Here is a 26,083-nt window from a genome sequence, read left to right on the forward strand (position 1 = left end):
CATGTTTCGCCAGCTCGACTATCAAGATCGCGTGCTGACTACGCTCGACGACTATCTTGATTTTCTAAAGGGAAAGAAGACTCAAGCGGACAAGATCGCCGCTCTTGCGATTCAAAACCCCGATCTTGGCTTGACCATACCCGATTTTGCGAAGGAAGCTTGGGAAGCACTGAAGGTAGATGGCAAGCTCCCCGCATCCCGCGCCGCTATTCCATTTTCACCCCGAATGGACGGATGTAACCGCCCCGTGCCTAATACGGTGCTGAAGGTACCAACAGGTGGTGGTAAGACTTGGCTGGCAGTCTCCGCTGTCTCAAAAATCATGAGCCGCTATCTTGATCGCAACGCTGGCTTCATTCTCTGGATCGTGCCTAACGAGGCGATTTACACCCAGACCCTGAAACACTTGAAAGACCGGGAACACCCTTATCGGCAAGCGCTAGACCGCGCTGCCGCCGGGCGGGTGCGGATTATGGAAAAATCCGACCGCCTCGATGCCCGAGATGTTGAAACCCATCTGTGCATCATGATCCTCATGCTGCAATCGTCGAATCGCGAGAACCAAGATACGCTGAAGATGTTTCAAGATCGTGGCGACGTACACGGCTTCTTTCCGCCCGAAGGAGAGCAGCAAGCCCATAAAGCTGCACTGGACCATATTCCAAACCTTTCTGCATATTTCGCTGATACCCCCTGGCCAATGATCAAAGAGTCCTTGGGCAATGCCTTGCGTACTATCAGGCCCGTCGTCGTCATGGATGAAGGTCACCGCGCTGTGTCGGATTTGGCCTTTGCTACTCTCTATGGCTTCAATCCCTGTTTCGTTCTGGAACTTACCGCCACCCCGCAGGACGTTCAGCCGCGCGGCGGAAGAAATCCTCGCGAGGGGCGCTACGCCAACGTCCTGGTCGAAGTGACAGGACGGGAGCTGGACCGGGAAGGCATGATCAAGATGCCGCTCAATCTCGATCCCCGGCAAGGGAACGACTGGAAGGCTACCTTGAACGCCGCCGTTGCTAAAATTACTGATCTGGATAAAGAAGCCAAAAAGCTTCAAGCCGATACAGGGCGCTATATCCGGCCAATCATGCTGATTCAGGTTGAGCGCACAGGTGCCGATCAACGCGAAAGCGGTCATATTCACGCAGATGACGTCAAAGAATGGCTTTTGACTGCGGGCTTTGATGAAGCGGCAATTGCCATCAAGACAGCAGAGCAAAACGACCTAAACCAGCCCGAGAATCTCGACCTTCTCGCTCCGACAAACCGCGTCCGAGCGATTATCACCAAGCAGGCGCTTCAAGAAGGTTGGGACTGCCCGTTTGCTTATGTCCTATGCGCTCTTGCGGCTAACTCCAATTTGAATGCGATGACGCAGCTAGTCGGGCGCATATTGCGCCAGCCCGGGGCGATCAAGACGGATATCGCGGCGCTGGATGAATGCCACGTCATTACACATCGCGCCGATACCGCAACCGTAGTTGAGGCGATCAAGGACGGCCTGGAAAAGGACGGTCTTGGCGACTTTGTCTTGCAGGTTTCACAGGGCGATTCGCCGATGGGGGGCAAGGTAGCCCGAAATATTGACCGCCGCCCAGCCTTCGCTTCAACGGAAATCTATTTGCCCAAGGTTATGATCGCGGACAGCGGCGACGCGCGCGAATTGGACTATGAGACGGATATTTTGTCCTGCATAGATTGGCGTGGCTTTGATCCGACGACTATTGCCGCCAGAATACCCGAGAATGCGCAGGCCGCCGAGAGTCAGCTTCAACGTATCAAATTAGGCGATGACGGAGACGAACTGCTCGTCGGCGAAACGGTCTCAGAAAATTCCGAAACACTGACTTTCCAACCGGCCCATGCCGTCAGGATGATATCAGATATAGTTCCCAATCCTTTTGTCGGGCGGGAAATAGTTGGTAGCCTCTTGGCCGCCTTGACGTCGCGCGGGTTCGATGACGCCAAACTTGGTAGGCTTGCAAGCCTGATCGTCGAAGAGCTGCGCAAAGGGCTCGATTCCGAACGCGCGGTGCGGGCTGAAGCCCTATTCAAGGAAGAAGTGACGGCGGGGCGGATTCAATTTCGCTTGCGCCTGGACGGACGCAATTGGCGCATGCCATTTGCTATGGAAACGACTGAACCCGAGAATGCCCGCCAACTTCTGAGTAGATCAGGCGGAGCGCTTGAGAAGAGCCTTTTTACCCCGGTCTATGAGAACGAGTTGAATGGCGACGAGCGCGATGTCGCGGTCTATCTGGACGGGGAACAAGCTCTCTCATGGTGGCACCGGAATGTGGCGCGGTCGCAATACGGTATTCAGGGGTGGAAAAAAGCCAAAATTTATCCCGATTTCATCTTTGCAGTTCAGGGGGAGGGAGAGGCCAAGCGCATCCGGGTCCTGGAAACCAAGGGCGATCAGCTCGACAATCTAGATACTGCCTACAAACGAAATGTTCTGGCATTTCTTTCTGAAAACTTTGCTTGGGATGAATCAACACCGGCAGGTGAATTGGAGCTCATTCAAAATGATGGTGTGGCCGTTGAATGTACGCTCATCCTTATGAGCGAATGGAAGTCTAAACTTCCCTCTTATCTATGAGCTTGAGAAGCCACTCCCAATTACCTAACGACCGTCAAGTGCTTCCATATTGCTTCCATAAGCTAAAATCGGCTTTGGTCGTTTCTTTATAACTCATTGAAAAAATTGGCGTCCCCGGCAGGATTCGAACCTGCGACCCTCAGATTAGGAATCTGATGCTCTATCCTGCTGAGCTACGGGGACAGCAGCCGGATGGCGGCGGTTATACAAGAAGGCGGCCCGCCGCGTCGAGCCTTCTGGTGCGGCATTCTTCCTCGGCGACCGCTCATGGATTGCCCAGGTCAGGCCGCCCCGCGCCGTCAGTTGCCGGTCAGGCTGTGCAGCGGCACCATGTAATAGAGGCTGAGGACCTCGGTGCCAGGATTGCGATCGCCGATACCGGCGTTCGAGAGGTGGCTGACGGCAACGCCCAACCGCGCCTTGTCGTCGAAGATATAGGAAAGCTCGGCCTGGGAGCGGAACTCAAGCTCGCTGCCGAGGTCCTTGCCGTCGCCTTCGCTGTAATAGCCGGGTCCCGAGCTCAAGGTAAGCGCCACATGGTTCCCAAGCTTGAAGTCAAGCGCCAGACCGGCGCCCGCCCACACCGAACCGTCACTGGTTACTTCCAGGCCCGCGAAGGGCTTCAAGATGTCAAAGAAGCCTTGCCCGTGACGATATTCGATCCGGAAATCGGCCGCCTCGTCGTCGCCCAGATTGAAGTCGTACCAACCCACGCCCAGCGCAAGGAGGGAGGGATCGGACTCCTGCGCCGTCGCCGGTCCCGCAAGGCCGGTTACACCCAGCAGGCCCGCCAGGGCCGTCGCAATGGTCAGATTCTTAAAGTGTCCCATCTTCCCCCTAGGCTCCTCGTTGTTATTGGTTGCGCTCAAAACCCTACTGAACCCGAGGTGCCTTCACAACCGGGTTTTGAAGGATTCGGTCGCGCCGACCAGCGCGCGGCGGATCCCCGGCTCCAAGGCGGAATGACCCGCATCGTGGATAATCTCCAGCCGCGCCTCGGGCCAGGCGGTCTTCAGGTCGTGGGCCGAGGTGGCCGGACAGACGATGTCGTAACGACCCTGGACGATCACAGCGGGAATATCGCGAATGGCGCCGATCCGGTCCAGCAACTGGTTAGGCTCCAGGAAAATGCCATTTATGAAATAGTGGGCCTCCAGACGGGCCAGGGCCAGCGCCTTGGACGCACTGGCAAAGGCGGTAACGGTATCGGCGGAGGGTAGCAAGGTGACGCAGCGCCCCTCGTACTGGGCCCAGGCCCGGGCGGCGGGAAGGTGGACAGCCGGGTCAGGGTCGTTCAGGCGGCGATAGTAACTGGCCAGGATATCGCTCCGCTCAGCCCCTTCCAGGGGGGCCGTGAAATCGGCCCAGGCCTCGGGGAAAATCTGCTGGATTCCAGTCAGGAACCAATCGATCTCGGGCGCGCGACCCAGGAAGATGCCGCGCAGCACCAGTTCGCTCACCCGCGCGGGCTGCGCCTGGGCGTAGGCCAGCGCCAGGGTCGAGCCCCAGGAACCGCCGAACACCATCCAGCGTTCAATCCCCAGCGTCTCGCGCAGCAGCTCGATGTCGGCGATCAGGTGCTGTGTCGTGTTGTCCTTGATCTCGGCATAAGGTCGTGACCGACCGGCGCCGCGCTGATCGAACAGCACGATCCGGTAGTGTGCCGGGTCGAAGAAACGCCGGTGTTCGGGCCCGCAACCGGCCCCCGGGCCCCCATGCAGGAAGATGACCGGCTTACCCTTCGGGTTGCCGCAAACTTCCCAGTAGATAGAGTGGTGGGTGTCGACCGGCATATATCCCTGGTCATAGGGCTCAATCGACGGAAAGAGGTCTTGTTGCACCTTGTTTGCATCCCTCATCGAAGCTTGCCTCATAGCGTTGGCAAAGCATATCGGGGCCGTAGGGCTTTTGCACCCTTGCAGTGGAGAGGCTATTGGAAAAATCCTGCTTTGGTGACAAGACGGCTGCTGACCCTTTTGTTTGTCGTCGCCCTGGCACAGGCTTCCAGTATGAAAAGCGCCGCACAGAACCCTGAGGATGAACTCACACTTCCATCAGACCTGTCTGTCGCTGAATGGGGACGCGTGATCGAGGTGATCGACGGGGATACCCTGGTCCTGGCGACCGGGAAGCAGGTGCGGTTGGTCGGGATTCAGGCCCCCAAGCTGCCACTGGGGCGGGGCGGGTTCACCGCCTGGCCGCTGGCGCCCGAAGCAAAGGTCGCGCTGGAAGTCTTGACCTTGGGACGCGAGGTCGGGCTGGCTGAAGGCGACGGAGCCACACGTGACCGACACGACCGCAGGTTGGCCCATCTGGTAACGCGCGAAGGTCTCTGGATTCAGGGTCGCTTGCTGGAGATGGGATTGGCCCGGGTCTACAGCTTTTCGGACAACCGCGCCGGCGTGGCGCAGATGCTAAGCATCGAGCGGGCGGCGCGGGCCAGCGGCCGGGGTATCTGGAGCCACCCTTTTTACGGGTTGCGCAAGGCCAACGATCACGACGCCCTCTGGCCTCTGATCGATTCCTTTCAAATCATCGCGGGCCGCGTGGCAGCGGTTCACGAAGCCAAGTCGGCGACCTATATCAATTTTGGTGAGGACTGGCGTAGCGACTTCAGTCTTCGCATCGCCTCGGCCGACCGGCGCGCCTTTCGCGACGCGGGCATCGACTTGACGGCACTGGCGGGCAAGCTGGTGCGTGTACGCGGGTGGTTGAGCGCCTATAATGGCCCGTCATTGAAGGTTGACCACCCTGAACAGCTGGAGATTCTAGATTGATGATGTCCCGTATGAGCCCTTCTTTCTCCAAACTGCTCGCAACCGGGTTGCTGCTGATAACGCTGGCCGCTTGCAGTACCGCGCCCGGCACGGGTCGCAGCATCTTTACCGGCGGCATGTCCTCGGAAGATGAGCTTAATCTGGGGGCGCAGGAACATCCGAAGATGGTCGGCGCATTCGGCGGGCGTTACGACGATCCCGCTCTGCAGGCCTACATCGACAGCATCGGGCAGCTTCTGGTCAAAACCTCCGAGACACCGAACGCCACCTTCACTTTCACTCTGCTTGATTCGCCGATCGTCAACGCCTTCGCGCTGCCGGGCGGTTATGTCTATGTGACGCGAGGGCTCGTCGGGCTGGCGGAAAACGAGGCCCAGCTTGCCGGTGTGCTGGCGCATGAGATCGGTCATGTCACGGCCCGACACAGTGCCGAGCGTTATGGCTCGACGGTGCTGGCCAGTGTGGGCGTTGCCGCAGTCGGCATCTTGACCGGCAGCGGCGCCGCCGCCAACGCCGGCGGCACGGCAGCCCAACTCGCGCTCTCCAGCTATTCGCGCGGGCAGGAATCCGAGGCCGACGAGCTCGGTATCCGCTACATGTCGCGCGCGGTCTACGACCCGGATGCGATGGCGGGATTCTTGGAGAATTTGCAGGCAAACGACCGATTGGAGGCCGCGCTGTCCGGCAAGCCGGAAGCCGCCGACAATTTCAACCTCTTGCAAACCCATCCGCGCACCGCCGACCGGATACGCGAGGCGGCAGCCAGGGCTGGCGGCATCAAAGTTCAAGACCCGATCCAAGCCCGCGACATTTATTACGCAAAGATCGACGGTATGGTTTACGGCGACAGCCGGGCGCAGGGCCTGGTCAGAGGGCAGCGCTTTATCCACCCGGAGCTACGTTTCGCCTTCGAGGTCCCCGCAGGGTTCCGGCTGACCAATACGCCGTCCTCAGTAATTGCAAGGCACCCGGACGGCGCAGCGATCGCCTTTGACAACGCATCAAAGAAGGAAGCGCAGAACACCGAGGTTGGAAATTACCTATCCCGGGTGTGGGCCGCCAAACTCAATTTGAAGGATTTTGAGCGCATAACCATAAACGGTCTGGCCGCGGCAACCGCGACCAGCCGGATCAACACGCGCCAAGGCCCACGGGACCTGCGGCTTCTGGCTGTCCGCTTGGACAGTGATAGCATTTACCGGTTCCTTTTCTTCACGCCCACCGCGCAGACCGCCGCGTTGGCGAATGACCTAAGAGAAACGACCTACAGCTTCCGCAGGTTGAGCGAAGCCGAAGCCGCGGCAATCCAGCCCTACCGCATCCGTATTCATGAGGTTAGCAAAGGAGAAACCCTGTCCGGACTGGCCGCAACGCTTCCATTTCCAGACCACAGGGAAGACCGGTTACGCGTGCTAAACGGTCTAGCCGCGGGCGAGCCACTTCTCGTCGGGCAAAAGATCAAGCTGATCGCCGAATAATAGACGGCGATCAAACGTCAATGGAATCCTGCAGCGCGCCTTCGCTATCCAGGCAGGCGGCGATGAGCGGCCCGCCAAAGCCGCAGCCCGCATCGAGTGTTGCGCGATGGTCTTCCAGCAATAAGCCCGGATGATCGGCGGCGAAACCCCGAACAACCCGACGATAATTCCCATAGGGCTCGGAGATGCGCTGAAAACCCTGACCGCCCCACCAGAAGGTGTCCTTCTGGGCGTCCAGCGGACGCTCGGGCGCAATGCCGGCATGGACGAATAATAGGGCGCCGTCGTCGGTGAAGGCAGCGCGCCGAAGGGCGGCGAAAAACTGGTAGTGCCCCGGGTGCTTCTGCATTTGCTGGCGAAGCTGGCCGGACCACCGCGTGATGCTAATGACACCGCCACTGGCGGCGCGTTCGGCTTCGGCGCGCGTGCTTGCGTAAGCCTCAATGGTCGCCCCGACGCCCTGCTGCAACATCCATGCCAACACCGACCTGGGGTCGGTTGCGAATTGGAGTTGCAACATCTTTTGCCACATCTCCTCCTGACTGCCGCGCAGATAGGCTAGATCGCAGACCAAAGCGCCCGGGCGCGAAAGAAAAAGACGGCGAAACGAGATCGCTTCGTCCAAGGTCTCGCTGACTTGCGATCCGCGGCCGATCAGGTTGCCCAGATAAACCAACTGATCGCCCGGCTGCAGCTTGTCCGCCAGGATGTCGTGGAGTGCCATCAGGCGCGTTGCCTCGCCGTGGACGCTACCGACCGCCCACACGCGGCGACCGCCCTTGAGCACGGCAAACTTCTGCCGGTTTGTTGTTACAGCCTTTGTAGGGTTAACTTCGACCAACGAGCGCTCCTGATCGAACGAAAAGAGCCGGATGGAGTTTTCTCCCATCCGGCCCGAATCCATCGGGTCCCTCTAGCCTACGGACCCTTGCGCTGCGATCAAGCGCCGTTTAGGCGGCTGACAGCAGCTTTTCCAGTTTTTCTGCTGCCTTGATCTCGTCGATCTTCTCCAGCGCCGCCAATTCGCGGGCAAGACGCTCGACTGCAGCCTGATACATCTGACGTTCGCTATAAGACTGCTCCGGCTGATCGTCGCCACGGTGCAAATCACGCACGACTTCGGCGATGGCCACCGGATCACCCGAGTTGATCTTGGCTTCATACTCCTGCGCGCGACGGCTCCACATGGTCCGCTTCACGCGGCTGCGGCCCTTCAGGGTCTGCAGAGCGGCATCCATCAGCTTGCGGCTGGAAAGCTTACGCAAGCCAGAGTTCTGCGCCTTCGTTACAGGGACCCGAAGCGTCATCCGGTCCTTGTCGAACTTGATCACGATGAGTTCAAGCGAAACGCCTGAAATTTCTTGGGTCTGCACGCAGGTAACCCGACCGACGCCGTGAGTCGGGTAAACCACGTAATCACCGGCGGAAAATTCCATTTCATTGCTCATAATGCGGGGTCTCTTTCGTCCCTCAGTTCTATCCGGACCGAATTGGTTTCGGTCAACCTACAGCGATGACGCAACGGCTTTTGCTGCCGATTAACGCGTCACCAGACCTTTATGGCGCCCCCCATTTAAGGACGGCGCCGGTCCGAATAAACACGATGAATGATACGCAACCGCTGTTCCTCTATGCGCTTGCGCTGCCCAGGGACCGGTTCGCCAGCCCGAACGGACGGAGGGCCATACTTCCGGTTTGTCACTAAACCATCATACCCGTAAACGCGCCGGATTTCAACTGATGCTGCGGCGCAGCATCCAATGGCGCGACGGCTGGGGCTCCGCACCTGCCGGGACTAATCCCCAGCGCTATGTCGATTGATGCGTGGGGGCTGGCTACTTCAACTGCCCTGCCCGGGGTCGGCGCTGAAAAACTTCTCGAACTTATCCTTGGCGTCCCGATAGTCATCCGCGTCCGTCGGCACTTCGCCTTTACGCGTGATGTTGGGCCAGGACTCGCTGTAGTCCTTGTTGAGCTCCAACCATTTCTCGGCTTCAGGATCGCTATCCGGCAAGATTGCCTCCGGCGGGCATTCGGGCTCACAGACGCCGCAGTCGATGCACTCATCGGGGTGGATCACCAGCATATTGGCTCCCTCATAGAAGCAGTCGACGGGACAAACCTCGACGCAATCCATGTATTTGCACTTAATGCAGGCTTCCGTGACGATATAGGTCATTCCCTTACCCTCGGTTTCGGCTGTTGGAGCGTTCGGGATCAACCCTCACGCCGCTGTTTGCATTCCGTAGAACCTGATCCTTCTAGAACATTGCCTTGGCTATTCCAAGATGCCCAATGCGCGCAACGCACGCTTACGCGCCTCACCACTTTCACGGTCAGATACATAAATGAGGCCGGCAATGCGGCGCATCAAGTTCGCCTCATAGTCGTGCAACTCACCATCGGCATAAACGACCTGCCAGAGCATTTCCATCAATCCAAGGCGCTCATCATGGGCGAGCGCATCCTTGATATCGCGGGTGATGCCATACATTTCAACGCTTTGCGCCACATGTCCCCGCGCGGTTTCCAGAAGCGCCTCTGCTTTCACGTTGTCCAGCTTGAATCGCTGACCCAATAGCCGCGCCATGGCCTCCTGTTCCTGCGGCTCCAAGGTGCCGTCCTGCAGGGCCGCATGGGTCAACAAGCAGGCACAGGCCAGCTCCGTCGGCTCAAACGCATTCTCCGGCTCACTAACGGGGGCGCTCGCAAAAATCTTCTTCAGCTTCTGGATCATCGTGCATCTCACCTCTTGGCTTACTCATGCCATGTCTGTTCATGTCATCTCTGACCCAAGAGGTAGCCTCTAGTGTCTTGCACGGCAATAAAGGACCGCCTAGGGTCGGTTTTCATGGCTCGACATTTTCAAGATCGATCAGGTGAGGACAGCGGTAACGTGAAGCTGCACGCGCCCGCCACGAGGCGGAACAGGGATGCAATCTTGGAGGTTTTGCGCCAGGTCCTGCCGCACGAGGGCATTCTGCTGGAAGTGGCCAGCGGCACCGGCGAGCATGCTGCCTGGATGGCGCCTCAACTGCTTCCTCTTGTGTGGCAGCCCAGCGACGCCGACCCGGCGATGCGAGCGTCCATTGCAGCCCATAGCGAGGAAGCCAATAGCCCGAACATCATGCCGCCGTTGAACTTGGAGGTTCACAGCGATCTGTGGCCGCTATCGCGCGCCGATGCGTTGTTCTGCTGCAACCTCCTCCACATCGCACCTTGGACTGCTTGTGAAGCCTTGATGAACGGTGCTGCACGGACGTTGTCCCCCGGTGGGCTGCTGGTTATCTATGGACCTTTCAAGCGGAGCGGGGAACACACCGCGCCCAGCAATGCCGCCTTCGATCGACAGCTGCGGGAAGAAAACGCCGCCTGGGGCGTTCGCGATCTGGAGGCCGTGACTTCGAAGGCGAGCCTAGCCGGATTGGAATTGCGTGACGTCATTGAGATGCCGGCAAACAACCTCTCGTTGGTTTTCACCAGAACCTGAGCAATCTCGTGGGCGCTCGACCCATTGTCCCTGGCCCCATGCCCCCTGGTCACGCGCGCCCACGCCTCCGAGATCACGAAAACGTGAATTAACGGTGCTCGGCCTGCGAGCGACACTCGTTAAATTAACGATTGTTCCAAAACTTACGCGTTCAGGTACACTCCGTCGAATCGCGGGGATCAAATGGTCGAGTTCAAGGTTCATACGCAAGAAACAGCGCCTGACGATGCCAAACCTCTGCTGGAGGGCGCTGCCGGTAGGTTCGGCTTTGTGCCAAATCTGGTCGGCATGATGGCGGAATCGCCGCTTGTCCTGAAGGGGTACTTCACGCTTGGTCAGATGCTTGCAGACGGCTCCAGCTTTTCGCCCGCCGAGCAGCAGATTCTGTGGTTGACCATCAGCCGCGCGAACGATTGTCACTACTGTGTGGCGGCACATTCCACCGGCGCGGCAAAAGCAAAGGTCAAAGAAGACGTCATTGCTGCGATCCGCAATGAAACCGCGATCGACGACCCCCGCCTGGAGGCATTGAGACAATTTTCCACAAGGATGGTTGCCACGCGCGGGTGGGTGGGAGATGATGCGGCTGAACGCTTCATTGCAGCTGGTTTTGAGAAATCACAAGTCCTGGAGATCATACTTTTCGTTGCGCACAAGTCCATCTCCAACTATGCAAATCATCTAGCCCAAACTCCGGTGGATGCGGCCTTTACACAACGCACCTGGAAAAAGGCTGGTTAGTAAGCGACACGGAAACCGATTGGGAGAGACGGTCGTCCGATGGCACGCCCTATGGCCTTCAACAAGGATGAGGCTCTGGACCAGGCCGTAGGTCTGTTCTGGAACCGCGGATTCGAAGCTACGTCGATTCGAGACCTGACAGCTGAGTTGGGTATCACAGCGACCAGCCTTTACAACGCCTTTGGTGATAAACAGCAGTTGTTCTTGCTAGCCCTTGAACGTTACTGCCAACAACGCCAGTCGGCACAACTCGCGCAGCTGGACCTTGAGCCCTCTCCGCGGAAGGCGGTGGAGTTGCTGTTTCAGCACGCAATCGATGCCTACCTCAGCGACAAGGACCGCCGTGGATGTTTCCTGGCCAACACGGCGCTTGAACGGGCGCCGCATGACCCGGAGGTTGCCGCCGTGGTCCGGCGGGGGTTTGAAGAGGCCGAGAAATTTCTGGCTCGGAAAATCTCGGAAGCGCAAGCAAAGAACGAGATTGGAAACAAGCAGAAGCCAGCGATGCTTGCGCGCGGGATGCTTGCCGCGTTCCTGGGGCTTCGCAGCATGGTGCGGGCTGGCGCCTCCAAGTCCGAACTCCAGTCAGCCCTTTCCGGCGTCCTGAGTGTCCTAGATTAGGGTCCGCTACAAATCTTCCTTTAGTTTGCTGATCTGTCGGCGATCTTTCTTTGTGGGCCGCCCGCTGCCACGGTCCCGTGCGCCACTGGCCAAGGCCCTGTCTGCCGGGAGGCGTGTTTGAGTCTCGGGCGGCGACAAGTCTTCATAAAGCATTTGTGCTTCGCTGGCCGGACCTCGGCGCTCCGCTAAGGCCAGCACCCTAATCACCCGAATATGGTCGCCCTGACGGAAGGTCAGCACCTCGCCGCCCCTTAACAGGTGATGCGCTTTTAGAGTTAAGGTTCCGTCGACGCGCATCCCGCCAGCATGGCACTGCTTCGTCGCCAAACTTCTGGTTTTGAAGAAGCGAGCTCCCCAGAGCCATTTATCCAAGCGTTGGCTTTGTATCGTCATTTGATCACGTCTCAGCGTTTGTAGAGTTCTGCCAGCTTCGCAAAGGGAGAGTCCGGATTGATCCCTTGCTGCGACCCCTTGGGCGTTGAATCCCTTTTTCGAAGGCTTTGGCTGCCATCGCTTTTTCTGGATCGCTGGGGACTCTTTTCGTTCCCGCCAGCACCGGGCGCGGCGGGTGTTATCTTGCCCGCCTGTCGGGCTTTGCGCTTGACCCCACGATGCCCTTTGGGGGCGAAGGCCAGCGTTTCCAAACCCCGTGACGGATCCCCAGACATCTGAAAGGACAATGCAGGAAGCAGGCGGGAAAGCGCCTCTCGATCATTGCCGACGATTTCCGTCAACGCTGGTGTTGGACAGAACAAACCTTCCGGCTTCATTCGGTAAAGTGCGGCGCTTAGACGCTCAAGCACGTCCACACGCACGGCCAAAGTCCAACGGCGACCGGCAATTCTGCGCCAGCCACAGGCCAAGAGCAGCGATTCGGCCGCCGGCGAGTCGGACAAGATCTCAGAGGGCGCAGGAAGTGGTGGCAACGGCACTCCCCCCCACAAACTCCAAAGAAGCGCCTTGAGGGATTGCGACTCTGGCTTCAACAGCGCAGGTAGGAACAATGATTCCGCGCCAATGCGCAATCCAGCGGCTTGCAAGGTCTGGCGCTCGCCTCGAACAAGCTTTCGAACCTGCGACGCGACCGTGCGGCGCGGCAGGCAACCCAGCGATTCGACAAGCTGGTAGGCGAGGCCGCGCGCGTTCCCCTTCACATCCGCCTCCGCCAGATCAAACAGCGGACCAAGCCGGTTCCGCAGGAACACCCCAACCCAGCTTTCCAGCCGCTGTCGCATCCGCTCGCGCATACCCCCATCCAACAGATCGCCTTCGTCGATTTGCACTGCCGGATGCAGCCTGTCCCTGCCTTTGACCAAACGGCCGACCACATGTCCGCGCCAAGTGAGGCGCGTTTCGCCGTCCAGCAGGAATGAACCATTGTCATCCTGCTCGAGCTGTTGAACACGGCGCGGCACTTCGTCTGCCAAAACGCGGCGCGCCGCGGATTCAGCAGCCTTACGGTTATCCGGCTCCAGGTCCTCAGCCGGTTGAAAAGTAAAGCCCACAAGACGGCCTATCACTTCCCCTTCTAGAACGACCTCGCCATCCTTTCGTACACCTGCGAGTAACGCCGACGCCTTCCTTTGACGCCGCAGCAGAGCCGTCCCCTTTCGGTCCACAAACCGTTGGGTCAAGCGTTGGTGAAGGGCGTCGGAAAGGCGGTCCTCGACAGCCCGGGCCCGATCCTGCCAACCCTGACTATCATCCAGCCAGTCGCCCCGGTGTGTAATGAAGGTCCAGACCCGTCCCCGGGCAATGCGTGCCGTTAGGCTATCGATTTCCCCGTCCGTGCGGTCGATCGCCTTGAGCTGGCCCGCGATCCAGTCCTCCGGCAGGCGCCCCGCGCCCTTCAGCAGCGTCTGAAAGATTCTCGCAAGCAGGCGATTGTGCTGATCCGTCAGGGTTTTCTGGAAATCCGGAATCTGGCAGACGTCCCACAGCAACACTATGGTCGCCTCATCGGAAAGCAGGCTGACAACCGCCGGGTCCTTGAGCAGGGCGGCGAGGTGCAATTGATCTTCCGCCTCGCGCGCTCGGTAAAGACCCGCACGACCCGGCAGCGCCTCGAGGCTGCTCAAAAGCCTGGTCACACTGGAAAAATCGAGGCTGCGATTGCGCCAAGCCAAAGAGCGCAATGGGTCGAAGCGATGGCTCTCGACAGCCTCCACCAGCGCCGGGTCCAAGCCGCCCAGCTCAGCCGTTGTTCCAAAAGTGCCGTCACTCATGTGGCGGCCGGCGCGGCCGGCAATCTGCCCAATCTCCGCCGGTGTCAAGCGCCGCATTTCGCGACCGTCGAACTTACCAAGCCGGGCAAAGGCGACGTGGTCAAGGTGCAGATTGAGACCCATGCCTATCGCATCGGTTGCTACCAGATAGTCGACCTCCCCCGCTTCGAAGAGAGCAACCTGCGCGTTTCGGGTGCGCGGACTAAGGGCGCCGAGCACCACAGCCGCACCACCCCTCTGGCGGCGTATCAGTTCGGCAATCTGGTAAACATCGGCGGCCGAAAAGGCGACGATCGCCGATCGCGGCGGCAGGCGGGTCAGCTTGCGCTCACCCGCATAGGACAGCGTTGAAAAGCGCGGCCGCGAAACGACTTCGGCTTCAGGAACCAAACGCTGAAGCAACGGCTTTATCGTCGATGCGCCCAGAAACATCGTCTCCGCAATACCGCGCGCATGAAGCAGACGTTCGGTGAAGATGTGACCGCGCTCCGGGTCGCCGCAGAGTTGGATTTCATCGACTGCAAGAAACTCGACCTGCCGATCCGTCGGCATTGATTCGACGGTGCAGAAGAAATACCGGGCGCCCGGCGGCAAGATCTTCTCCTCACCCGTAATCAACGCCACTTGGTGCGCCCCACGCAACCTGACCGCGCGATCATAGTTCTCCCGCGCCAGCAAACGCAGAGGAAACCCAATCATTCCGGATCGATGCGCCAGCATGCGTTCGATGGCTAGATGAGTCTTTCCGGTGTTGGTGGGGCCAAGCAATGCGGTAATACCGCGACCGCCTGGGGAAAGGTTTGAGGGCTCGGATTCTGTCATAACGCCCAAAGGATCAAGACTTCTCGCTTAGATCGCAAGCCTTGTCGTAAGGCAGATCAACTTATGCGTCCCGGCGCTACGAGAGGAACGAACGCGACCGGAATCAGCTTGCGCGTTCGGAAGCTTCCATCCGATTGCTTGTCTACCGCGCACAGAGTCTGACCGCTCGGAAAAGACCGCCGCGGGTAGGCAGGCCCCATCGGAAACACAAGCGTCCCCCCAACAGCCAACTGTTCGCCCAATGCAGACGGCATTCTTTCCGCCGCGGCGGCGACGAGGATCGCATCGAACGGCGCTGCTTCCGGCCACCCCTGACGACCGTCGCCCTCCCTTAACACAACATCGGGCGATCCATAGCCAAGCGCTTCGAGCGTTTGCGCGGCAGACCTCGCAAGCGGTGGCACGACCTCAATCGAATAAACGACAGCCCCGGTTTCCGCCAACACGGCTGCCTGATAGCCGCAGCCCGTGCCAATCTCCAGGATACGCTTGCCGGGCCCCGCGCCGCAGAGCGCTGTCATTACAGCAACAATATAGGGCTGAGAAATGGTTTGACCGTGGTCGATGGGTAGCGCCCGGTTTTCATAGGCGTGAGCATCATCGCTCGGCCGAACAAAACAGTGCCGCGGCACCCTTGCGATCGCAGTGCGCACAACATCGGGCAAGCGACTAAGGCCAGTCTGTCGGGCGGTTTCCCGCACATCGCCCTCTATCTCGGCCAGTAGGGCTTCCCGTTCGCCACGACGCTGGGAAAAGGCCACCGATCTCAAAACTCCCTCCTTGCATGCGCGGCACAGACCGCACATATCAGCCTCTATCCAACAACCGTATTGCTCGACAACCATAACGCTTTGAGGGAAAGGAAAACATGAGCGAGGAAAAGCTTGCCTTTCAGGCTGAAGTTTCCCGACTTCTGGAGATTGTCGCCGGGGCGCTCTACTCGAACAAAGAGATCTTCCTGCGCGAGTTGATCTCGAACGCCTCCGACGCCTGCGATCGTCTGCGTTACGCAGCGCTGACCCAGCCGGAGTTGACGGCGGGGAGCGATCCGCTGGCTATTGAAATACATCCCGACAGTGCGGCCGGCTCGCTCAAGATCTCAGACAACGGCATCGGCATGAATCATGATGACCTGGTTGCCAACCTGGGCACCATCGCGCGTTCCGGCACCGCAGCCTTCATGGCCGGGCTGGAACAGGCCAAGAAGGAGAACGGCCAGGGAGCCGTCAATCTGATCGGCCAGTTCGGCGTTGGTTTCTATTCCAGCTTCATGGTAGCGGACCGTGTCGTCGTGGAGAGCCGAAAGGCCGGTGACGCGCAAGGATGGCGCTGGGAATCCGACGGCAAGGGTGGCTTTACCGTTGCCGAAAGCGACGTGTCTCCCGAACGTGGCACGACCATCACACTGCACCTGAAAGACGAGGAAAAGGAGTATCTCGACCCCTTGCGTCTGGAGCGCATCGTTCGCGCCTACTCCGATCACATCGCCGTGCCGATCCATTTGCGGGAGCCTGGCAAGGAGGAACCGCGTCAACTAAACAGCGCCTCGGCGCTCTGGACGCGACCCAAGAGTGAAATCACGGACGACCAATACCGCGAGTTCTACCACCACACCGCGCACGCCTTCGACGATCCCTGGATGAAGCTGCATTTCCAGGTCGAGGGGCTGCTGTCGTACGCCGGATTGCTGTTCATTCCCAGCCAACCGCCAATGGATCTTTTCCATCCCGAACGCCGCCAGCACGTCAAACTTTACGTGAAACGCGTCTTCATAACAGATGATAACGAGGCTTTGCTGCCACCTTATCTCCGCTTCCTGCGCGGCATAATTGATTGCGAGGACCTGCCTCTCAACATCTCGCGGGAGATGCTTCAACATTCGCCCGTGCTGTCCAAGATTCGCGGGAGCGTCACCAAGCGTGTGCTCGATGCCCTTGAAGAGAAGGCCGAAAAAGAACCGGATAGCTACAGCTCTTTCTGGGAGACCTTCGGCGGCGTCCTGAAGGAAGGACTCTACGAAGATCACGCCAACCGGGAGCGGCTGTTGAACCTCGCCCGCTTCCGCTCGACCCAGGGCGATGGCTGGACCAGCCTCGCCGAGGTAAAGGCCCGTATGAAGGAAGGCCAGAAAGCCTTTTACTTCATCACAGGAGATTCGGTGGAGACGCTCCGTCAGAGCCCGCAGCTGGAAGGCTTTGCCGCCAAGGACGTGGAGGTCCTGTTGATGGCTGACCCGGTGGACGAGTTCTGGGTGACCGCCGTCGGTGAGGTTTTGGGCCTGCCGCTAAAATCCGTCACCCGCGGCGGTGCGGACCTCTCCGGCATCGCCGGTGAGGAGAAAGAGAACGAGGCGGATGAAAAATCGGCGACACCCGAGGGCTTCGACGCTCTTCTGGCATTCCTGAAGCTGACCTTGAAGGACGCGGTTAAGGACGTTCGTGCCTCCGAGAGGCTGGAGTCGTCAGCCGTATGTCTGGTCGCCGACGAAGGCGATATGGATATGCATTTGGAACGCTTGTTGCGCCAGCACAAGCAGTTGGATCAGGTGAGCAAGCGGATTCTGGAGATCAACGCCAAGCACCCGGTGATTGAGCGTCTGGCCGCTCGTGTGGCCAGCGACAGCGGCGAAGGTGCCGGCGCCGCTGTCGAGGAGGCCGCTTGGCTGTTGCTCGACCAAGCGCGTATCCTGGAAGGCGAGAGCCTGCCCGATCCGGCGAAGTTCGCCCGTCGACTCTCCGATGCCCTGGCGCGAGGACTGGCCTGAAATCCGCTTTCGGAAACCTACTGGCTGCCGGAACCGACTTCCACTTCCAGCCCCAGGCGCCGATGCCAGTCGGCAATTGATTCTTCCGGGTACTCCTGGAAACAGCGGTCTTGGGGCCGGCTGTCCAGGGGCACCCATTCCGGCTTGGAGCCCAGCATCAAGTGTGTGTGTTCCGGCGCGGCGGGCAGCTCGGTGTCGATGGCCGAAGCAAAGGGATGGATCAGGTCCGGCCACCGCGGGTCCCAAAGCCAAAGACCACTTCCACAACGCTTGCAGAAGCGACGCTCGGCAGAACTTATCTCGGGTGACCCATCGGCGGCAACGCCGACCTGAGCCTGATAAACCGAGATGAACTCTTCACCCTCGACCCTTAGGCTGGCCGCCTGTCCGGAGAGGTTAATCGCATAGCCACCACCCCCCTGGGTTTTGCGGCAGATCGAGCAATAACAGCGATTGAAAGGATAGGGATGCGCAGATCGCAGGCGGAAATGCACCGCGCCGCAGTGGCAGGACCCTTGTAGCTTCATGGCAACACCTCCCTTAGGTCCGGCGGTTCACCACCGGACGCTTTTGTTCAGGCGCGCGCTTCGCCAACCTCGCTGGCCCGCACCGGTTTTTCCAACCGGGACAGCATTTCCTTAGGCACGATCTGCCAGAAATGCCCGACCTCGGCCTCCCAGTCTATCAACAAGCGCTCGGCATAGCGCGACTGAGTTTCGGTGGCGTGGCGTTCGACCAATCCCTTTAGCACCGCTTCGTAATGCGGAACCTCGATGCGCTGCATGATGACACTCTCATCGTTTATGCGGACCGGCAGGACGTTGTCGCGGTCATAGACGAAGGCCATACCGCCGGTCATCCCGGCTGCGAAGTTGTAGCCGACCGAACCCAGGATCACGGCCATACCGCCGGTCATGTATTCGCAGCCGTTGGAGCCGCAACCCTCGATCACCGCCGTCGCGCCGGAGTTGCGGACGCAGAAACGTTCTCCGGCCTGACCGGCAGCGAAGAGCTCCCCGGCCGAGGCGCCGTAAAGAACCGTGTTGCCGATGATCGTGTTGCGCTCGGTCTCCAATGGGCTGGAGGCCAACGGTCGCACTACGATAGTGCCGCCGGACAACCCCTTGCCCACGTAATCGTTGGCGTCGCCGAGTACTTCCAGCTTCAGGCCCTGAACGGCCCAGGCTCCGAGTGACTGGCCTGCGGAACCGCGCAGCCGCAGTGTCACGTGGCCGGGTTGCAGTCCGGTCATGCCGAACCTGCGGGTGATGTGGGCGGAAAGCCTGGTCCCGATGGCCCGCTGAACATTGCGGATGTTGTATTGCAATTGGGTCTTCTCGCCATCCCGGAAGAGTTGCTGCGCATCGTTGAGAATCTGCGCGTCCAGGGTGTCGGGGACCTCGTTGCGGCCCTCCATCGTGCAGGTCACCGGCAGATCGTGCGATTCCGCCGTTACCAACAGAGGATTGAGATCCAGATCGTCCAGGTGCTCCGCGCCCCGGCTCACCTGCTTGAGCAGATCGGTTCGCCCAACAATCTCGTCGAGAGACCGCGCACCCAGGGATGAGAGGATTTCGCGCACTTCCTCGGCGATAAAGGAGAAGAGGTTCACCACCTTCTCGGGGGAGCCGCTGAAGCGTTCGCGCAAGCGCGGATCCTGAGTGCAGACGCCAACCGGACAGGTGTTGGAATGGCACTGACGCACCATGATGCAGCCCATGGCGATCAGGGAAGCCGTGCCGACACCATACTCTTCGGCGCCCAACAAAGCGGCAATAACGACATCGCGCCCGGTCTTGATGCCACCGTCCGTACGCAGGCGCACGGTATTGCGCAAACGATTGAGTGTGAGCACCTGGTGTACCTCCGAAAGCCCCATCTCCCAGGGGATTCCGGCGTACTTGATCGAGGTTTGCGGGCTGGCACCGGTGCCGCCGTTATGCCCGGAAATGAGGATTACGTCTGCCTTTGCCTTGGCAACGCCGGCCGCAATCGTTCCGATGCCCGAACGCGCGACCAGTTTTACGCAGACCCGCGCATCCGGATTTATCTGCTTCAGATCGTAAATAAGCTGCGCCAGATCCTCGATCGAATAGATATCGTGGTGCGGTGGTGGCGAAATCAGCATGACGCCCGGCGTCGCATGACGGAGTTTGGCGATCATCTCGGTAACCTTGAAACCGGGAAGCTGGCCGCCTTCACCGGGCTTGGCACCTTGGGCGACCTTGATCTCGATCTCACGGCACTGGTTCAGATACTCGGCAGTTACGCCAAAACGACCTGAGGCTACCTGCTTGATCGCAGAGTTTTCGTTGTCACCGTTAGGGTGCGGCTTGAAGCGCGCCGGGTCTTCGCCGCCTTCACCGGAATCGGACTTCGCCCCGATGCGGTTCATCGCAATGTTCAAAACACCGTGCGCCTCGGGTGACAGGGCGCCCAGCGACATGCCCGGCGTAACGAAACGCTTGCGAATGGACGTGACGGACTCCACCTCCTCCAGCGGCACGGGTTGACGACCTTCATTCTTGAAATCAAGCAAGTCGCGTAGCGACGTCGGCGGCAGTTCCCGCAGACCCTCCGAGAAACGCTTGAAGACGGTGTAGGAATCGCTCGCCACCGCGCTTTGCAGGGTATGCATCAGCTTTCCCTGCCAGCCGTGCGCCTCGCCGCCCCGGCGATAGCGGTAGAAGCCTCCCACCGGCAACGTGACCACATCCTTGCGGAAGGCCAGGGCGTGCATCTCCGCGACCTTCTGCTGAATGCCCGTCAGGCCGATGCCGGAAATGCGGCTGGTCATACCCGGAAAGTATTCGTCCGCCAGGGTACGAGACAGACCAACGGCTTCGAAATTACAGCCGCCGCGATACGATGAAAGAACGGATATTCCCATTTTGGACATGATCTTCAGCAGACCTTCGTCCATCGCCTTCTTATAGCGCTGCAGAGCATCGCTCAGAGTCATCTCGCCGAACAGACCGCGGCTCAAACGGTCCGCGATCGCCTCTTGTGCGAGGTAGGCATTCACCGTTGTGGCGCCGACACCGATCAAGACGGCGACGTAATGCACGTCAAGGCACTCGCCCGAACGCACATTGAGCGAGGTGAAAGTGCGCAATTGCTGGCGCAGCAGGTGCGTATGCACCGCTCCAGTCGCCAGGATCATCGGCAGGGCTGCGCGCTCGGCATTCATCGTTTTGTCGGAAAGAATGACATGCTCCTTGCCCGCCCGCACCGCATCCTCGGCTTCCTTGCGGATGCGCGCCAAGGCGTCCGGCAACGCATGTTCGCCCTCTTTCGGGTCGAAGGTGCAGTCGATCTCAGCGGCGGTTTCGGCCATGTAGCCGCGCATGGCCTCAAACTCGGCATTGGTCAGCACCGGCGTGTCGAGCTGCAGCAGCCGACACTGGGTTTCGTCCTCGTCCAAGATGTTGCCGAGGTTGCCAAGCCGGGTCTTGAGCGTCATCACCGCCCGCTCGCGCAGAGAATCGATAGGTGGGTTGGTCACCTGGCTGAAGTTCTGCCGGAAGAAGTGGTGCAGCCCCCTGTAACGATCCGACAAAACCGCAAGCGGCGTATCGTCGCCCATAGAGCCTACCGCCTCCTTGGCGTCCTCCACCAAGGGATGAAGAATCAACTCCATGTCCTCCATGGTGAGACCGAAGGATAGTTGGCGGCGGCGCAGCTCTTCGCGACTCAATTCCGCACTTTCACCCTTTGCGGCGCGGCGCACCAAGTCATCGAGCGCCGTCGTGTTCTTGGTCCACTCGCCGAAGGGTCTTTGCCTCGCGAGATAGGCTTTGATGTCGCCTTCCCGATAAAGCTTGCCCAGTTTCAAATCAATCGCCAGCATCTCGCCGGGCCCAATACGGCCCTTTTCGATTACCGTCGCCTCGTCAATGCGAACCATACCGGTTTCAGAGCCCGCAAAAAGCAGCCCATCGCCGGTGAGCGTGTAGCGCAAAGGCCGCAACCCGTTGCGGTCCATTCCGGCTATCGCCCACCGTCCGCCATATCCGCAGATCGCCGCCGGGCCGTCCCATGGTTCCATGACCGCATTGCAGTAACTGAGCAAATCCTTGTGCACCTGCGGCATGGAATCGTCCGGTCGCAGGGCTTCCGGGATCATCATCGTCTTGACCATCGGCAGGTCACGGCCAGCCCTGACCATCAACTCGAAAACGGCATCCAGCGCGGCTGAATCGGAACTACCCGGTTGGACGACCGGTTTCAGGTCATCAATGGTATCCGCAAAGGCCGGCGCGGCGATGCGGCATTCGTGGGCCTTCATCCAGTTGACGTTGCCCTTGAGCGTGTTGATCTCGCCGTTGTGGGCAAGTACGCGGAAGGGCTGCGCCAGCCACCAAGTCGGGAAAGTGTTGGTCGAATAGCGCTGGTGGAATATTGCAAAGTTCGATTTGAACCGGGCATCTCGAAGATCGGGATAGAAGGTGTCGAGTTGTTCGGCAAGGAACATGCCCTTGTAGATGATCGAGCGGCAGGACAGCGAACAGATATAACACTCCTTGATCGATTCATGGCTCATTGCCCGCTCGATCCGGCGCCGAATCACATAGAGGTCGATATCGAACTGACTGTCCAGTGCCCCCTTGCGGTTCGAGATCATGACCTGCTCGATCTCGGGGCGCGTGGCATTCGCCTTGTCGCCAATCACATCGGTGTTCACCGGCACCTGACGCCAGCCGTAAATCTTGTAGCCGTAATTGAGAATTTCACGCTCCACGATCACACGGCAGCGCTCCTGCGCAGCCTGATCCGTGCGCGGTAGGAAAACCATGCCCACACCGATGGTTTCGCCATGATGCTCGTGTCCTGTCCGGGAAATGTGCTCACGGAAGAAATCTTGCGGAATCTGGATATGAATGCCGGCGCCGTCGCCCGTCTTGCCGTCCGCATCCACCGCGCCCCGGTGCCAAACGGCCTTCAGCGCATCAATGGCAGCCTGAACGACCTCGCGGCGGGGCTTTCCGTCAATGGCGGCAACCAGGCCAACGCCACAGGCATCGTGCTCCTCGGCAGGGTCATAAAGGCCCTGCTCGGACAATACCGTGGCATTCTTTTTCCATTGCTGGACAAACTGCGATCCTTGTTCCATCGGCCGGTTCACTTCCTGGCTCTGTTCCATCTCTTCTGGTCCCTCCCGGACACTAAGCCGCGGTTCCGGCGGCGGCTGGTACATCTGTAATGGCGACGTGGTTTGGCTGACGGGCAACTCGTTTCAGCCAGGCGCCAAGCGCCGGATAGACTGAAAGGTCGAACCCGCCCTCTTCGGCGACATGGCTGTAGGCATAAAGCGCGATATCTGCGATGCCGTATCTGTTCCCCACGAAGTAATCCGCGCCGGCTAGGTGCTTCTCCATTACCGCTAGGGCTTGGTAGCCCTTTTCCAAACGCTCGGGCAGCATCTTGCGCTGCAACTCGCTCATCTCCGGGAGATGACGCCAGAAGCGGGCAACGGCGATATTCGGCTCGTGGCTGTATTGCTCGAAAAACATCCAGCGCAGCGTTTCATATTCTTCATCCGGCGTCGCCGGGCCGAATGACCGGCCGGCTGGATGGGCGCCTGCCAGATACCACAGGATCGCGTTAGATTCTGAAAGAAAGCGGCCGTCGGGTGTTTCAAGGACCGGAATTTTGCCGAGCGGGTTCTTGGTCAAAAATGTCGGCTGCCGGGTCTCGCCCCTTAGGACATCCAGAGCGTGATACCGATAGTCGATGCGCAACTGCGCCAGCGCCAGACGCACCTTGTAACCGTTGCCTGAGATCGGGTCGTCGTAGAGACGATACATTGCTATCCCATCCCTTCCTGGTTCCTCACGCCGCAACCACTTCGCGACGGCTGGCCTTCCGTTCCAGGAACTTTTGAATCTGTTCCGCCGCATCACGCCCATCACGCACGGCCCAGACCACGAGCGATGCCCCGCGAAGAATATCGCCTGCGGCGAAAACGCCTTCCAGGCTCGTTTCGAAAGTCCTGAAATCCGCCTTGAGCGTGCCCCATTTGGTGACCTGCAATTCGGGAACGTCAAACATCTTTGGGAGGTCCTCCGGGTCAAAACCCAACGCCTTGATCACGAGGTCCGCCTTGATCGTGAACTGTGACCCTTCAACAAGCTGCGGAGTCTGACGTCCGGTCGCGTCGGCCGCGCCCAACCGTACCTTCAGCGCCCGCACGGCGGAAACTTCGCTCTCGCCCAGAAAGGCCTCGGGTGCCGACAGCCACTGGAAATCAATACCCTCATCCTCAGCATTGGCGACCTCGCGCTGCGATCCGGGCATGTTGGCCCGATCACGTCGGTAAAGACAGCTGACCGCTTCGGCGCCTTGACGCACGGCGGTACGCACGCAATCCATCGCCGTATCGCCACCGCCGATAACAACAACCCGCTTGCCAGCAGCATTGAGGCTACCGTCATCAAAAGCCTGCACCGCGTCACCCAAACCCTTGCGGTTCGAGGCGATCAGGTAATCCAATGCCGGGACGATATTGTCCAGACCAATACCTGGCGCCTTCATGTCCCGCGCCTTGTAAACACCAGTTGCTACCAAAATGGCGTCGTGTTTCTCGCGAAGCTCTTCGAACGCGAGCGTCTCCCCGACAGCGCAATCTGTGTGATAGATCACCCCGGCATCGGCGATCAGCTTCGCGCGGCGGGCGACCACATCCTTTTCAAGTTTGAAGCTTGGAATGCCGTAGACCATCAACCCGCCGATGCGGTCGTAGCGATCATATACTTCTACTTTGTAACCCTGGCGTCGCAACTCCTCGGCAGCAGCCAGCCCGGCCGGTCCCGCACCGATGATTCCGACGGACTGCGGCTTTTCTGCCAATGGGCGGACTGGTTTGACCCAACCTTCTTCCCAAGCCGTATCGGTAATGTACTTCTCGATTGATCCGATGGTGACCGTCCCGTGCCCAGCCTTTTCGATCACGCAATTTCCCTCGCACAAGCGGTCCTGGGGGCATATGCGGCCACAGATTTCGGGAAAGTTGTTAGTCTGCTGACTAAGTTCGTAGGCTTCCTGAACCCGGCCTTCCGCCGTCAACTTCAACCAATCGGGAATGTTGTTGTGGAGCGGGCAATGAACCTGACAATAAGGTACACCGCACTGGGAACAGCGGGCAGCCTGCTCTGCCGCGGCGGCGGGCATGTAATCTTCATAGATTTCATCGAAATCCTGCCTGCGACTATCGGCCTCGCGCTTGTCGGGCATGGATTTTTCGAGATCAACGAAGCGCAGCATCTTGTTTGCCATTCTTGGCCTTCCCCTTTTTGTCGGCGGTGGTCTACACGCTGTCGGCGCGTCAACGGAGCCATCACGAACTCTGCATCTGAGCCCTTTGCGAGCTTGAGTTCGCCGCCCTCGAGTTATCCGTAACTTTGTGGCCTCAAATCAGGCGCTCTGCCTTTCTATAAGGGAAGAAAGTGGTCAAATCCAGGAGAAATCCCTTAATAGGTCATGATTGTTGACTAATTGTTGTTGGCCGCACCCCGTCATCATCGACTTCAGCGGGTCGACTGACGAAAATTTACCCTATTAGTCCCGCTTTGGTACTTTCTTCCGCCTAGCGAAGCCTTTGGAGGTGGTGTAATCGAATGACCGAATAGCGACTCGGAGCCCGATCCTGGGGACAGCAAGGGGGCTTCATCCGCGGTCTCGGTATATTTTTACAAGGAAGCGAAAGGTGATCTTTTGCCTATTCTGCATCTCCTGATCCTGGCGCTCGTTCAAGGAATCACAGAGTTTTTGCCAATATCGTCTTCAGGCCATTTAATCCTGGCCTGGGCCGTCTTCGATGCCGAAGGCCTTCCCGGACTGTCTCAGAGCGACGCACATCGCCTCGTCATCGACATAGCGGTCCACGTTGGCACCCTGGGTGCCGTTTGCCTTTACTTCTGGCGCGACCTATCGGGCGCGATAGCGGGGTTCTTCAAGCTGATTGCAGGGGGGCGCGGGCCGATGCCGCGTTTGGCGCTGGCGCTTATCATAGGCACCCTGCCGGTCGTGGTGGTCGGTTTCGTCGCCAAGGACCTCGTTGCCAATAGCCTACGGAGCATAGAGATCATCGCCTGGACGACTTTCGGGTTCGGCCTGCTTTTGTACTTCGCCGACCGCATCGGTCTGACGGTCAGGCGGTTGGAGCACATCACCGTAGTGCAAGCCCTGATCATCGGACTCGCGCAGGTGTTGGCGCTGGTTCCCGGGACCAGCCGATCTGGAATCACGATGACCGCCGCACGATTTCTGGGCTACGAACGGCAAGAGGCAGCGCGCTTCTCCCTCTTGCTGTCCATCCCGACAATCTTGGGGGCCGGCACACTCGCAGGCCTGGATCTTGCCAAAGCCGAAGATGCGCAACTAACCGCCGATGCCTTGATCGCCGCGGGCCTTTCTTTCGTTATGGCTCTCATTGCAATTGCGGCGATGATGGCTTGGCTGAAGCGCTTCAGCTTTACACCTTTTGTCTGGTATCGCCTTGGCCTCGCGGGCCTGTTGTTCTGGCTGGTCTATGGCAACAGCGGGCTATTGCCAGTGTAGTAGA

At 59.3% G+C, this 26,083-nt stretch carries 21 protein-coding genes and 1 tRNA gene; 8 read left to right on the top strand and 14 right to left on the bottom strand.

The genetic code is table 11. From position 1 onward, the window contains the following. Position 1 precedes the first annotated feature (1 nt). Positions 2-2,602 (top strand): DEAD/DEAH box helicase, encoded by a 2,601-nt coding sequence (locus tag FHR98_RS01130; RefSeq protein WP_183414774.1) that lies wholly within the window; start codon positions 2-4, stop codon positions 2,600-2,602. Between the two features lie 106 nt (positions 2,603-2,708). Here the strand turns inward: FHR98_RS01130 and FHR98_RS01135 are convergent. The 3 genes from FHR98_RS01135 to pip all read right to left on the bottom strand — a co-directional run bounded on the left by FHR98_RS01135 (position 2,709) and on the right by pip (position 4,461). Then, positions 2,709-2,785: transfer RNA gene (locus FHR98_RS01135), tRNA-Arg, on the bottom strand. A gap of 116 nt (positions 2,786-2,901) precedes the next feature. After that, a complete protein-coding gene (locus FHR98_RS01140; protein WP_183414775.1) occupies positions 2,902-3,432 on the bottom strand; it encodes an acyloxyacyl hydrolase in 531 nt (176 codons plus the stop codon). A 63-nt stretch (positions 3,433-3,495) separates the two neighbouring features. Continuing rightward, the gene (gene pip, locus FHR98_RS01145) at positions 3,496-4,461 is read right to left on the bottom strand and encodes a prolyl aminopeptidase (protein ID WP_183414776.1); all 966 of its coding nucleotides are present in this window, start codon (positions 4,459-4,461) and stop codon (positions 3,496-3,498) included. Positions 4,462-4,554: 93 nt separating this feature from the next. Between pip and FHR98_RS01150 the strand changes: the two genes are divergently transcribed. Both FHR98_RS01150 and FHR98_RS01155 read left to right on the top strand, forming a co-directional pair. After that, positions 4,555-5,379, top strand: a complete 825-nt coding sequence (locus FHR98_RS01150; protein ID WP_221205663.1) for a thermonuclease family protein — start codon at positions 4,555-4,557, stop codon at positions 5,377-5,379. Next, positions 5,379-6,857 (top strand): M48 family metalloprotease, encoded by a 1,479-nt coding sequence (locus FHR98_RS01155; protein ID WP_183414778.1) that lies wholly within the window; start codon positions 5,379-5,381, stop codon positions 6,855-6,857. The genes FHR98_RS01150 and FHR98_RS01155 overlap by 1 nt, the downstream gene beginning before the upstream one ends. 10 nt (positions 6,858-6,867) lie before the next feature. Here FHR98_RS01155 and FHR98_RS01160 read toward each other — a convergent pair whose 3' ends face one another. From FHR98_RS01160 to FHR98_RS01175, 4 genes are all read right to left on the bottom strand, one after another. Beyond that, the gene (locus tag FHR98_RS01160; RefSeq protein ID WP_221205664.1) at positions 6,868-7,761 is read right to left on the bottom strand and encodes a metallophosphoesterase family protein; all 894 of its coding nucleotides are present in this window, start codon (positions 7,759-7,761) and stop codon (positions 6,868-6,870) included. Between the two features lie 46 nt (positions 7,762-7,807). Further along, a complete protein-coding gene (locus FHR98_RS01165) occupies positions 7,808-8,305 on the bottom strand; it encodes a CarD family transcriptional regulator (RefSeq protein WP_183414780.1) in 498 nt (165 codons plus the stop codon). Between the two features lie 392 nt (positions 8,306-8,697). Then, entirely contained in the window at positions 8,698-9,036 is a 339-nt protein-coding gene (gene fdxA / locus FHR98_RS01170) for a ferredoxin FdxA (RefSeq protein ID WP_183414782.1), read from the bottom strand. 99 nt (positions 9,037-9,135) lie between these two features. Then, positions 9,136-9,594 (bottom strand): tellurite resistance TerB family protein, encoded by a 459-nt coding sequence (locus FHR98_RS01175; RefSeq protein WP_183414784.1) that lies wholly within the window; start codon positions 9,592-9,594, stop codon positions 9,136-9,138. A gap of 114 nt (positions 9,595-9,708) precedes the next feature. Here FHR98_RS01175 and FHR98_RS01180 point away from each other — a divergent pair, with 114 nt between their 5' ends. The 3 genes from FHR98_RS01180 (at position 9,709) to FHR98_RS01190 (ending at position 11,709) form a co-directional block, all read left to right on the top strand. Further along, positions 9,709-10,347, top strand: coding sequence for a DUF938 domain-containing protein (locus FHR98_RS01180; protein WP_183414785.1), 639 nt, complete (start codon positions 9,709-9,711; stop codon positions 10,345-10,347). Between the two features lie 183 nt (positions 10,348-10,530). Further along, positions 10,531-11,088 carry a carboxymuconolactone decarboxylase family protein gene (locus FHR98_RS01185; protein ID WP_183414787.1) on the top strand — a complete coding sequence of 186 codons (558 nt, stop codon included), beginning with the start codon at positions 10,531-10,533 and terminating at the stop codon, positions 11,086-11,088. Between the two features lie 39 nt (positions 11,089-11,127). Then, complete coding sequence (locus FHR98_RS01190) at positions 11,128-11,709, top strand: TetR/AcrR family transcriptional regulator (RefSeq protein WP_183414789.1); 582 nt, start codon at positions 11,128-11,130, stop codon at positions 11,707-11,709. 6 nt (positions 11,710-11,715) lie between these two features. On the opposite strand, the gene FHR98_RS01195 is transcribed toward FHR98_RS01190, so the two are convergent. From FHR98_RS01195 to FHR98_RS01205, 3 genes are read right to left on the bottom strand one after another with little or no spacing between them, the layout of a single operon-like run. After that, the gene (locus FHR98_RS01195) at positions 11,716-12,102 is read right to left on the bottom strand and encodes an RNA-binding S4 domain-containing protein (protein ID WP_183414791.1); all 387 of its coding nucleotides are present in this window, start codon (positions 12,100-12,102) and stop codon (positions 11,716-11,718) included. Between the two features lie 11 nt (positions 12,103-12,113). Continuing rightward, complete coding sequence (locus FHR98_RS01200) at positions 12,114-14,756, bottom strand: helicase-related protein (RefSeq protein ID WP_183414793.1); 2,643 nt, start codon at positions 14,754-14,756, stop codon at positions 12,114-12,116. Positions 14,757-14,812: 56 nt separating this feature from the next. Further along, the gene (locus FHR98_RS01205; protein WP_221205665.1) at positions 14,813-15,517 is read right to left on the bottom strand and encodes a protein-L-isoaspartate(D-aspartate) O-methyltransferase; all 705 of its coding nucleotides are present in this window, start codon (positions 15,515-15,517) and stop codon (positions 14,813-14,815) included. 107 nt (positions 15,518-15,624) lie between these two features. Between FHR98_RS01205 and htpG the strand changes: the two genes are divergently transcribed. Then, complete coding sequence (htpG, locus tag FHR98_RS01210; protein WP_183414796.1) at positions 15,625-17,520, top strand: molecular chaperone HtpG; 1,896 nt, start codon at positions 15,625-15,627, stop codon at positions 17,518-17,520. 17 nt (positions 17,521-17,537) lie between these two features. Here the strand turns inward: htpG and FHR98_RS01215 are convergent, their stop codons facing one another. The 4 genes from FHR98_RS01215 to FHR98_RS01230 are packed head-to-tail and all read right to left on the bottom strand — an operon-like array spanning position 17,538 to position 24,795. After that, the gene (locus FHR98_RS01215; protein WP_183414798.1) at positions 17,538-18,047 is read right to left on the bottom strand and encodes a GFA family protein; all 510 of its coding nucleotides are present in this window, start codon (positions 18,045-18,047) and stop codon (positions 17,538-17,540) included. Positions 18,048-18,094: 47 nt separating this feature from the next. Next, positions 18,095-22,663: a glutamate synthase large subunit gene (gltB, locus tag FHR98_RS01220; RefSeq protein WP_183414799.1), complete on the bottom strand. Its 4,569-nt coding sequence runs from the start codon at positions 22,661-22,663 to the stop codon at positions 18,095-18,097. Positions 22,664-22,685: 22 nt separating this feature from the next. Next, positions 22,686-23,327 (bottom strand): glutathione S-transferase family protein, encoded by a 642-nt coding sequence (locus tag FHR98_RS01225; RefSeq protein WP_183414801.1) that lies wholly within the window; start codon positions 23,325-23,327, stop codon positions 22,686-22,688. Between the two features lie 25 nt (positions 23,328-23,352). After that, positions 23,353-24,795, bottom strand: coding sequence for an NAD(P)-dependent oxidoreductase (locus FHR98_RS01230; RefSeq protein ID WP_183414803.1), 1,443 nt, complete (start codon positions 24,793-24,795; stop codon positions 23,353-23,355). A gap of 438 nt (positions 24,796-25,233) precedes the next feature. On the opposite strand from FHR98_RS01230, the gene FHR98_RS01235 reads away from it, so the two are divergent. Next, the gene (locus FHR98_RS01235; protein ID WP_183414804.1) at positions 25,234-26,079 is read left to right on the top strand and encodes an undecaprenyl-diphosphate phosphatase; all 846 of its coding nucleotides are present in this window, start codon (positions 25,234-25,236) and stop codon (positions 26,077-26,079) included. The last annotated feature ends 4 nt before the right edge of the window (positions 26,080-26,083 follow it).

Origin of the sequence: Limibacillus halophilus, assembly GCF_014191775.1 — a bacterium.
Lineage (GTDB): Bacteria > Pseudomonadota > Alphaproteobacteria > Kiloniellales > CECT-8803 > Limibacillus > Limibacillus halophilus.

What these genes read in the sequence shown, in the direction of transcription:
- FHR98_RS01130 (WP_183414774.1), top strand. Translation starts at nt 2, where the DNA reads ATGTTTCGCCAGCTCGACTATCAAGATCGCGTGCTGACTACGCTCGAC.
- FHR98_RS01140 (WP_183414775.1), bottom strand. Translation starts at nt 3,432, where the DNA reads ATGGGACACTTTAAGAATCTGACCATTGCGACGGCCCTGGCGGGCCTG.
- pip (WP_183414776.1), bottom strand. Translation starts at nt 4,461, where the DNA reads ATGAGGGATGCAAACAAGGTGCAACAAGACCTCTTTCCGTCGATTGAG.
- FHR98_RS01155 (WP_183414778.1), top strand. Translation starts at nt 5,379, where the DNA reads ATGATGTCCCGTATGAGCCCTTCTTTCTCCAAACTGCTCGCAACCGGG.
- FHR98_RS01160 (WP_221205664.1), bottom strand. Translation starts at nt 7,761, where the DNA reads ATGGATTCGGGCCGGATGGGAGAAAACTCCATCCGGCTCTTTTCGTTC.
- FHR98_RS01165 (WP_183414780.1), bottom strand. Translation starts at nt 8,305, where the DNA reads ATGAGCAATGAAATGGAATTTTCCGCCGGTGATTACGTGGTTTACCCG.
- fdxA (WP_183414782.1), bottom strand. Translation starts at nt 9,036, where the DNA reads ATGACCTATATCGTCACGGAAGCCTGCATTAAGTGCAAATACATGGAT.
- FHR98_RS01175 (WP_183414784.1), bottom strand. Translation starts at nt 9,594, where the DNA reads ATGATCCAGAAGCTGAAGAAGATTTTTGCGAGCGCCCCCGTTAGTGAG.
- FHR98_RS01180 (WP_183414785.1), top strand. Translation starts at nt 9,709, where the DNA reads ATGGCTCGACATTTTCAAGATCGATCAGGTGAGGACAGCGGTAACGTG.
- FHR98_RS01185 (WP_183414787.1), top strand. Translation starts at nt 10,531, where the DNA reads ATGGTCGAGTTCAAGGTTCATACGCAAGAAACAGCGCCTGACGATGCC.
- FHR98_RS01190 (WP_183414789.1), top strand. Translation starts at nt 11,128, where the DNA reads ATGGCACGCCCTATGGCCTTCAACAAGGATGAGGCTCTGGACCAGGCC.
- FHR98_RS01195 (WP_183414791.1), bottom strand. Translation starts at nt 12,102, where the DNA reads ATGACGATACAAAGCCAACGCTTGGATAAATGGCTCTGGGGAGCTCGC.
- FHR98_RS01200 (WP_183414793.1), bottom strand. Translation starts at nt 14,756, where the DNA reads ATGACAGAATCCGAGCCCTCAAACCTTTCCCCAGGCGGTCGCGGTATT.
- htpG (WP_183414796.1), top strand. Translation starts at nt 15,625, where the DNA reads ATGAGCGAGGAAAAGCTTGCCTTTCAGGCTGAAGTTTCCCGACTTCTG.
- FHR98_RS01215 (WP_183414798.1), bottom strand. Translation starts at nt 18,047, where the DNA reads ATGAAGCTACAAGGGTCCTGCCACTGCGGCGCGGTGCATTTCCGCCTG.
- gltB (WP_183414799.1), bottom strand. Translation starts at nt 22,663, where the DNA reads ATGGAACAGAGCCAGGAAGTGAACCGGCCGATGGAACAAGGATCGCAG.
- FHR98_RS01225 (WP_183414801.1), bottom strand. Translation starts at nt 23,327, where the DNA reads ATGTATCGTCTCTACGACGACCCGATCTCAGGCAACGGTTACAAGGTG.
- FHR98_RS01230 (WP_183414803.1), bottom strand. Translation starts at nt 24,795, where the DNA reads ATGGCAAACAAGATGCTGCGCTTCGTTGATCTCGAAAAATCCATGCCC.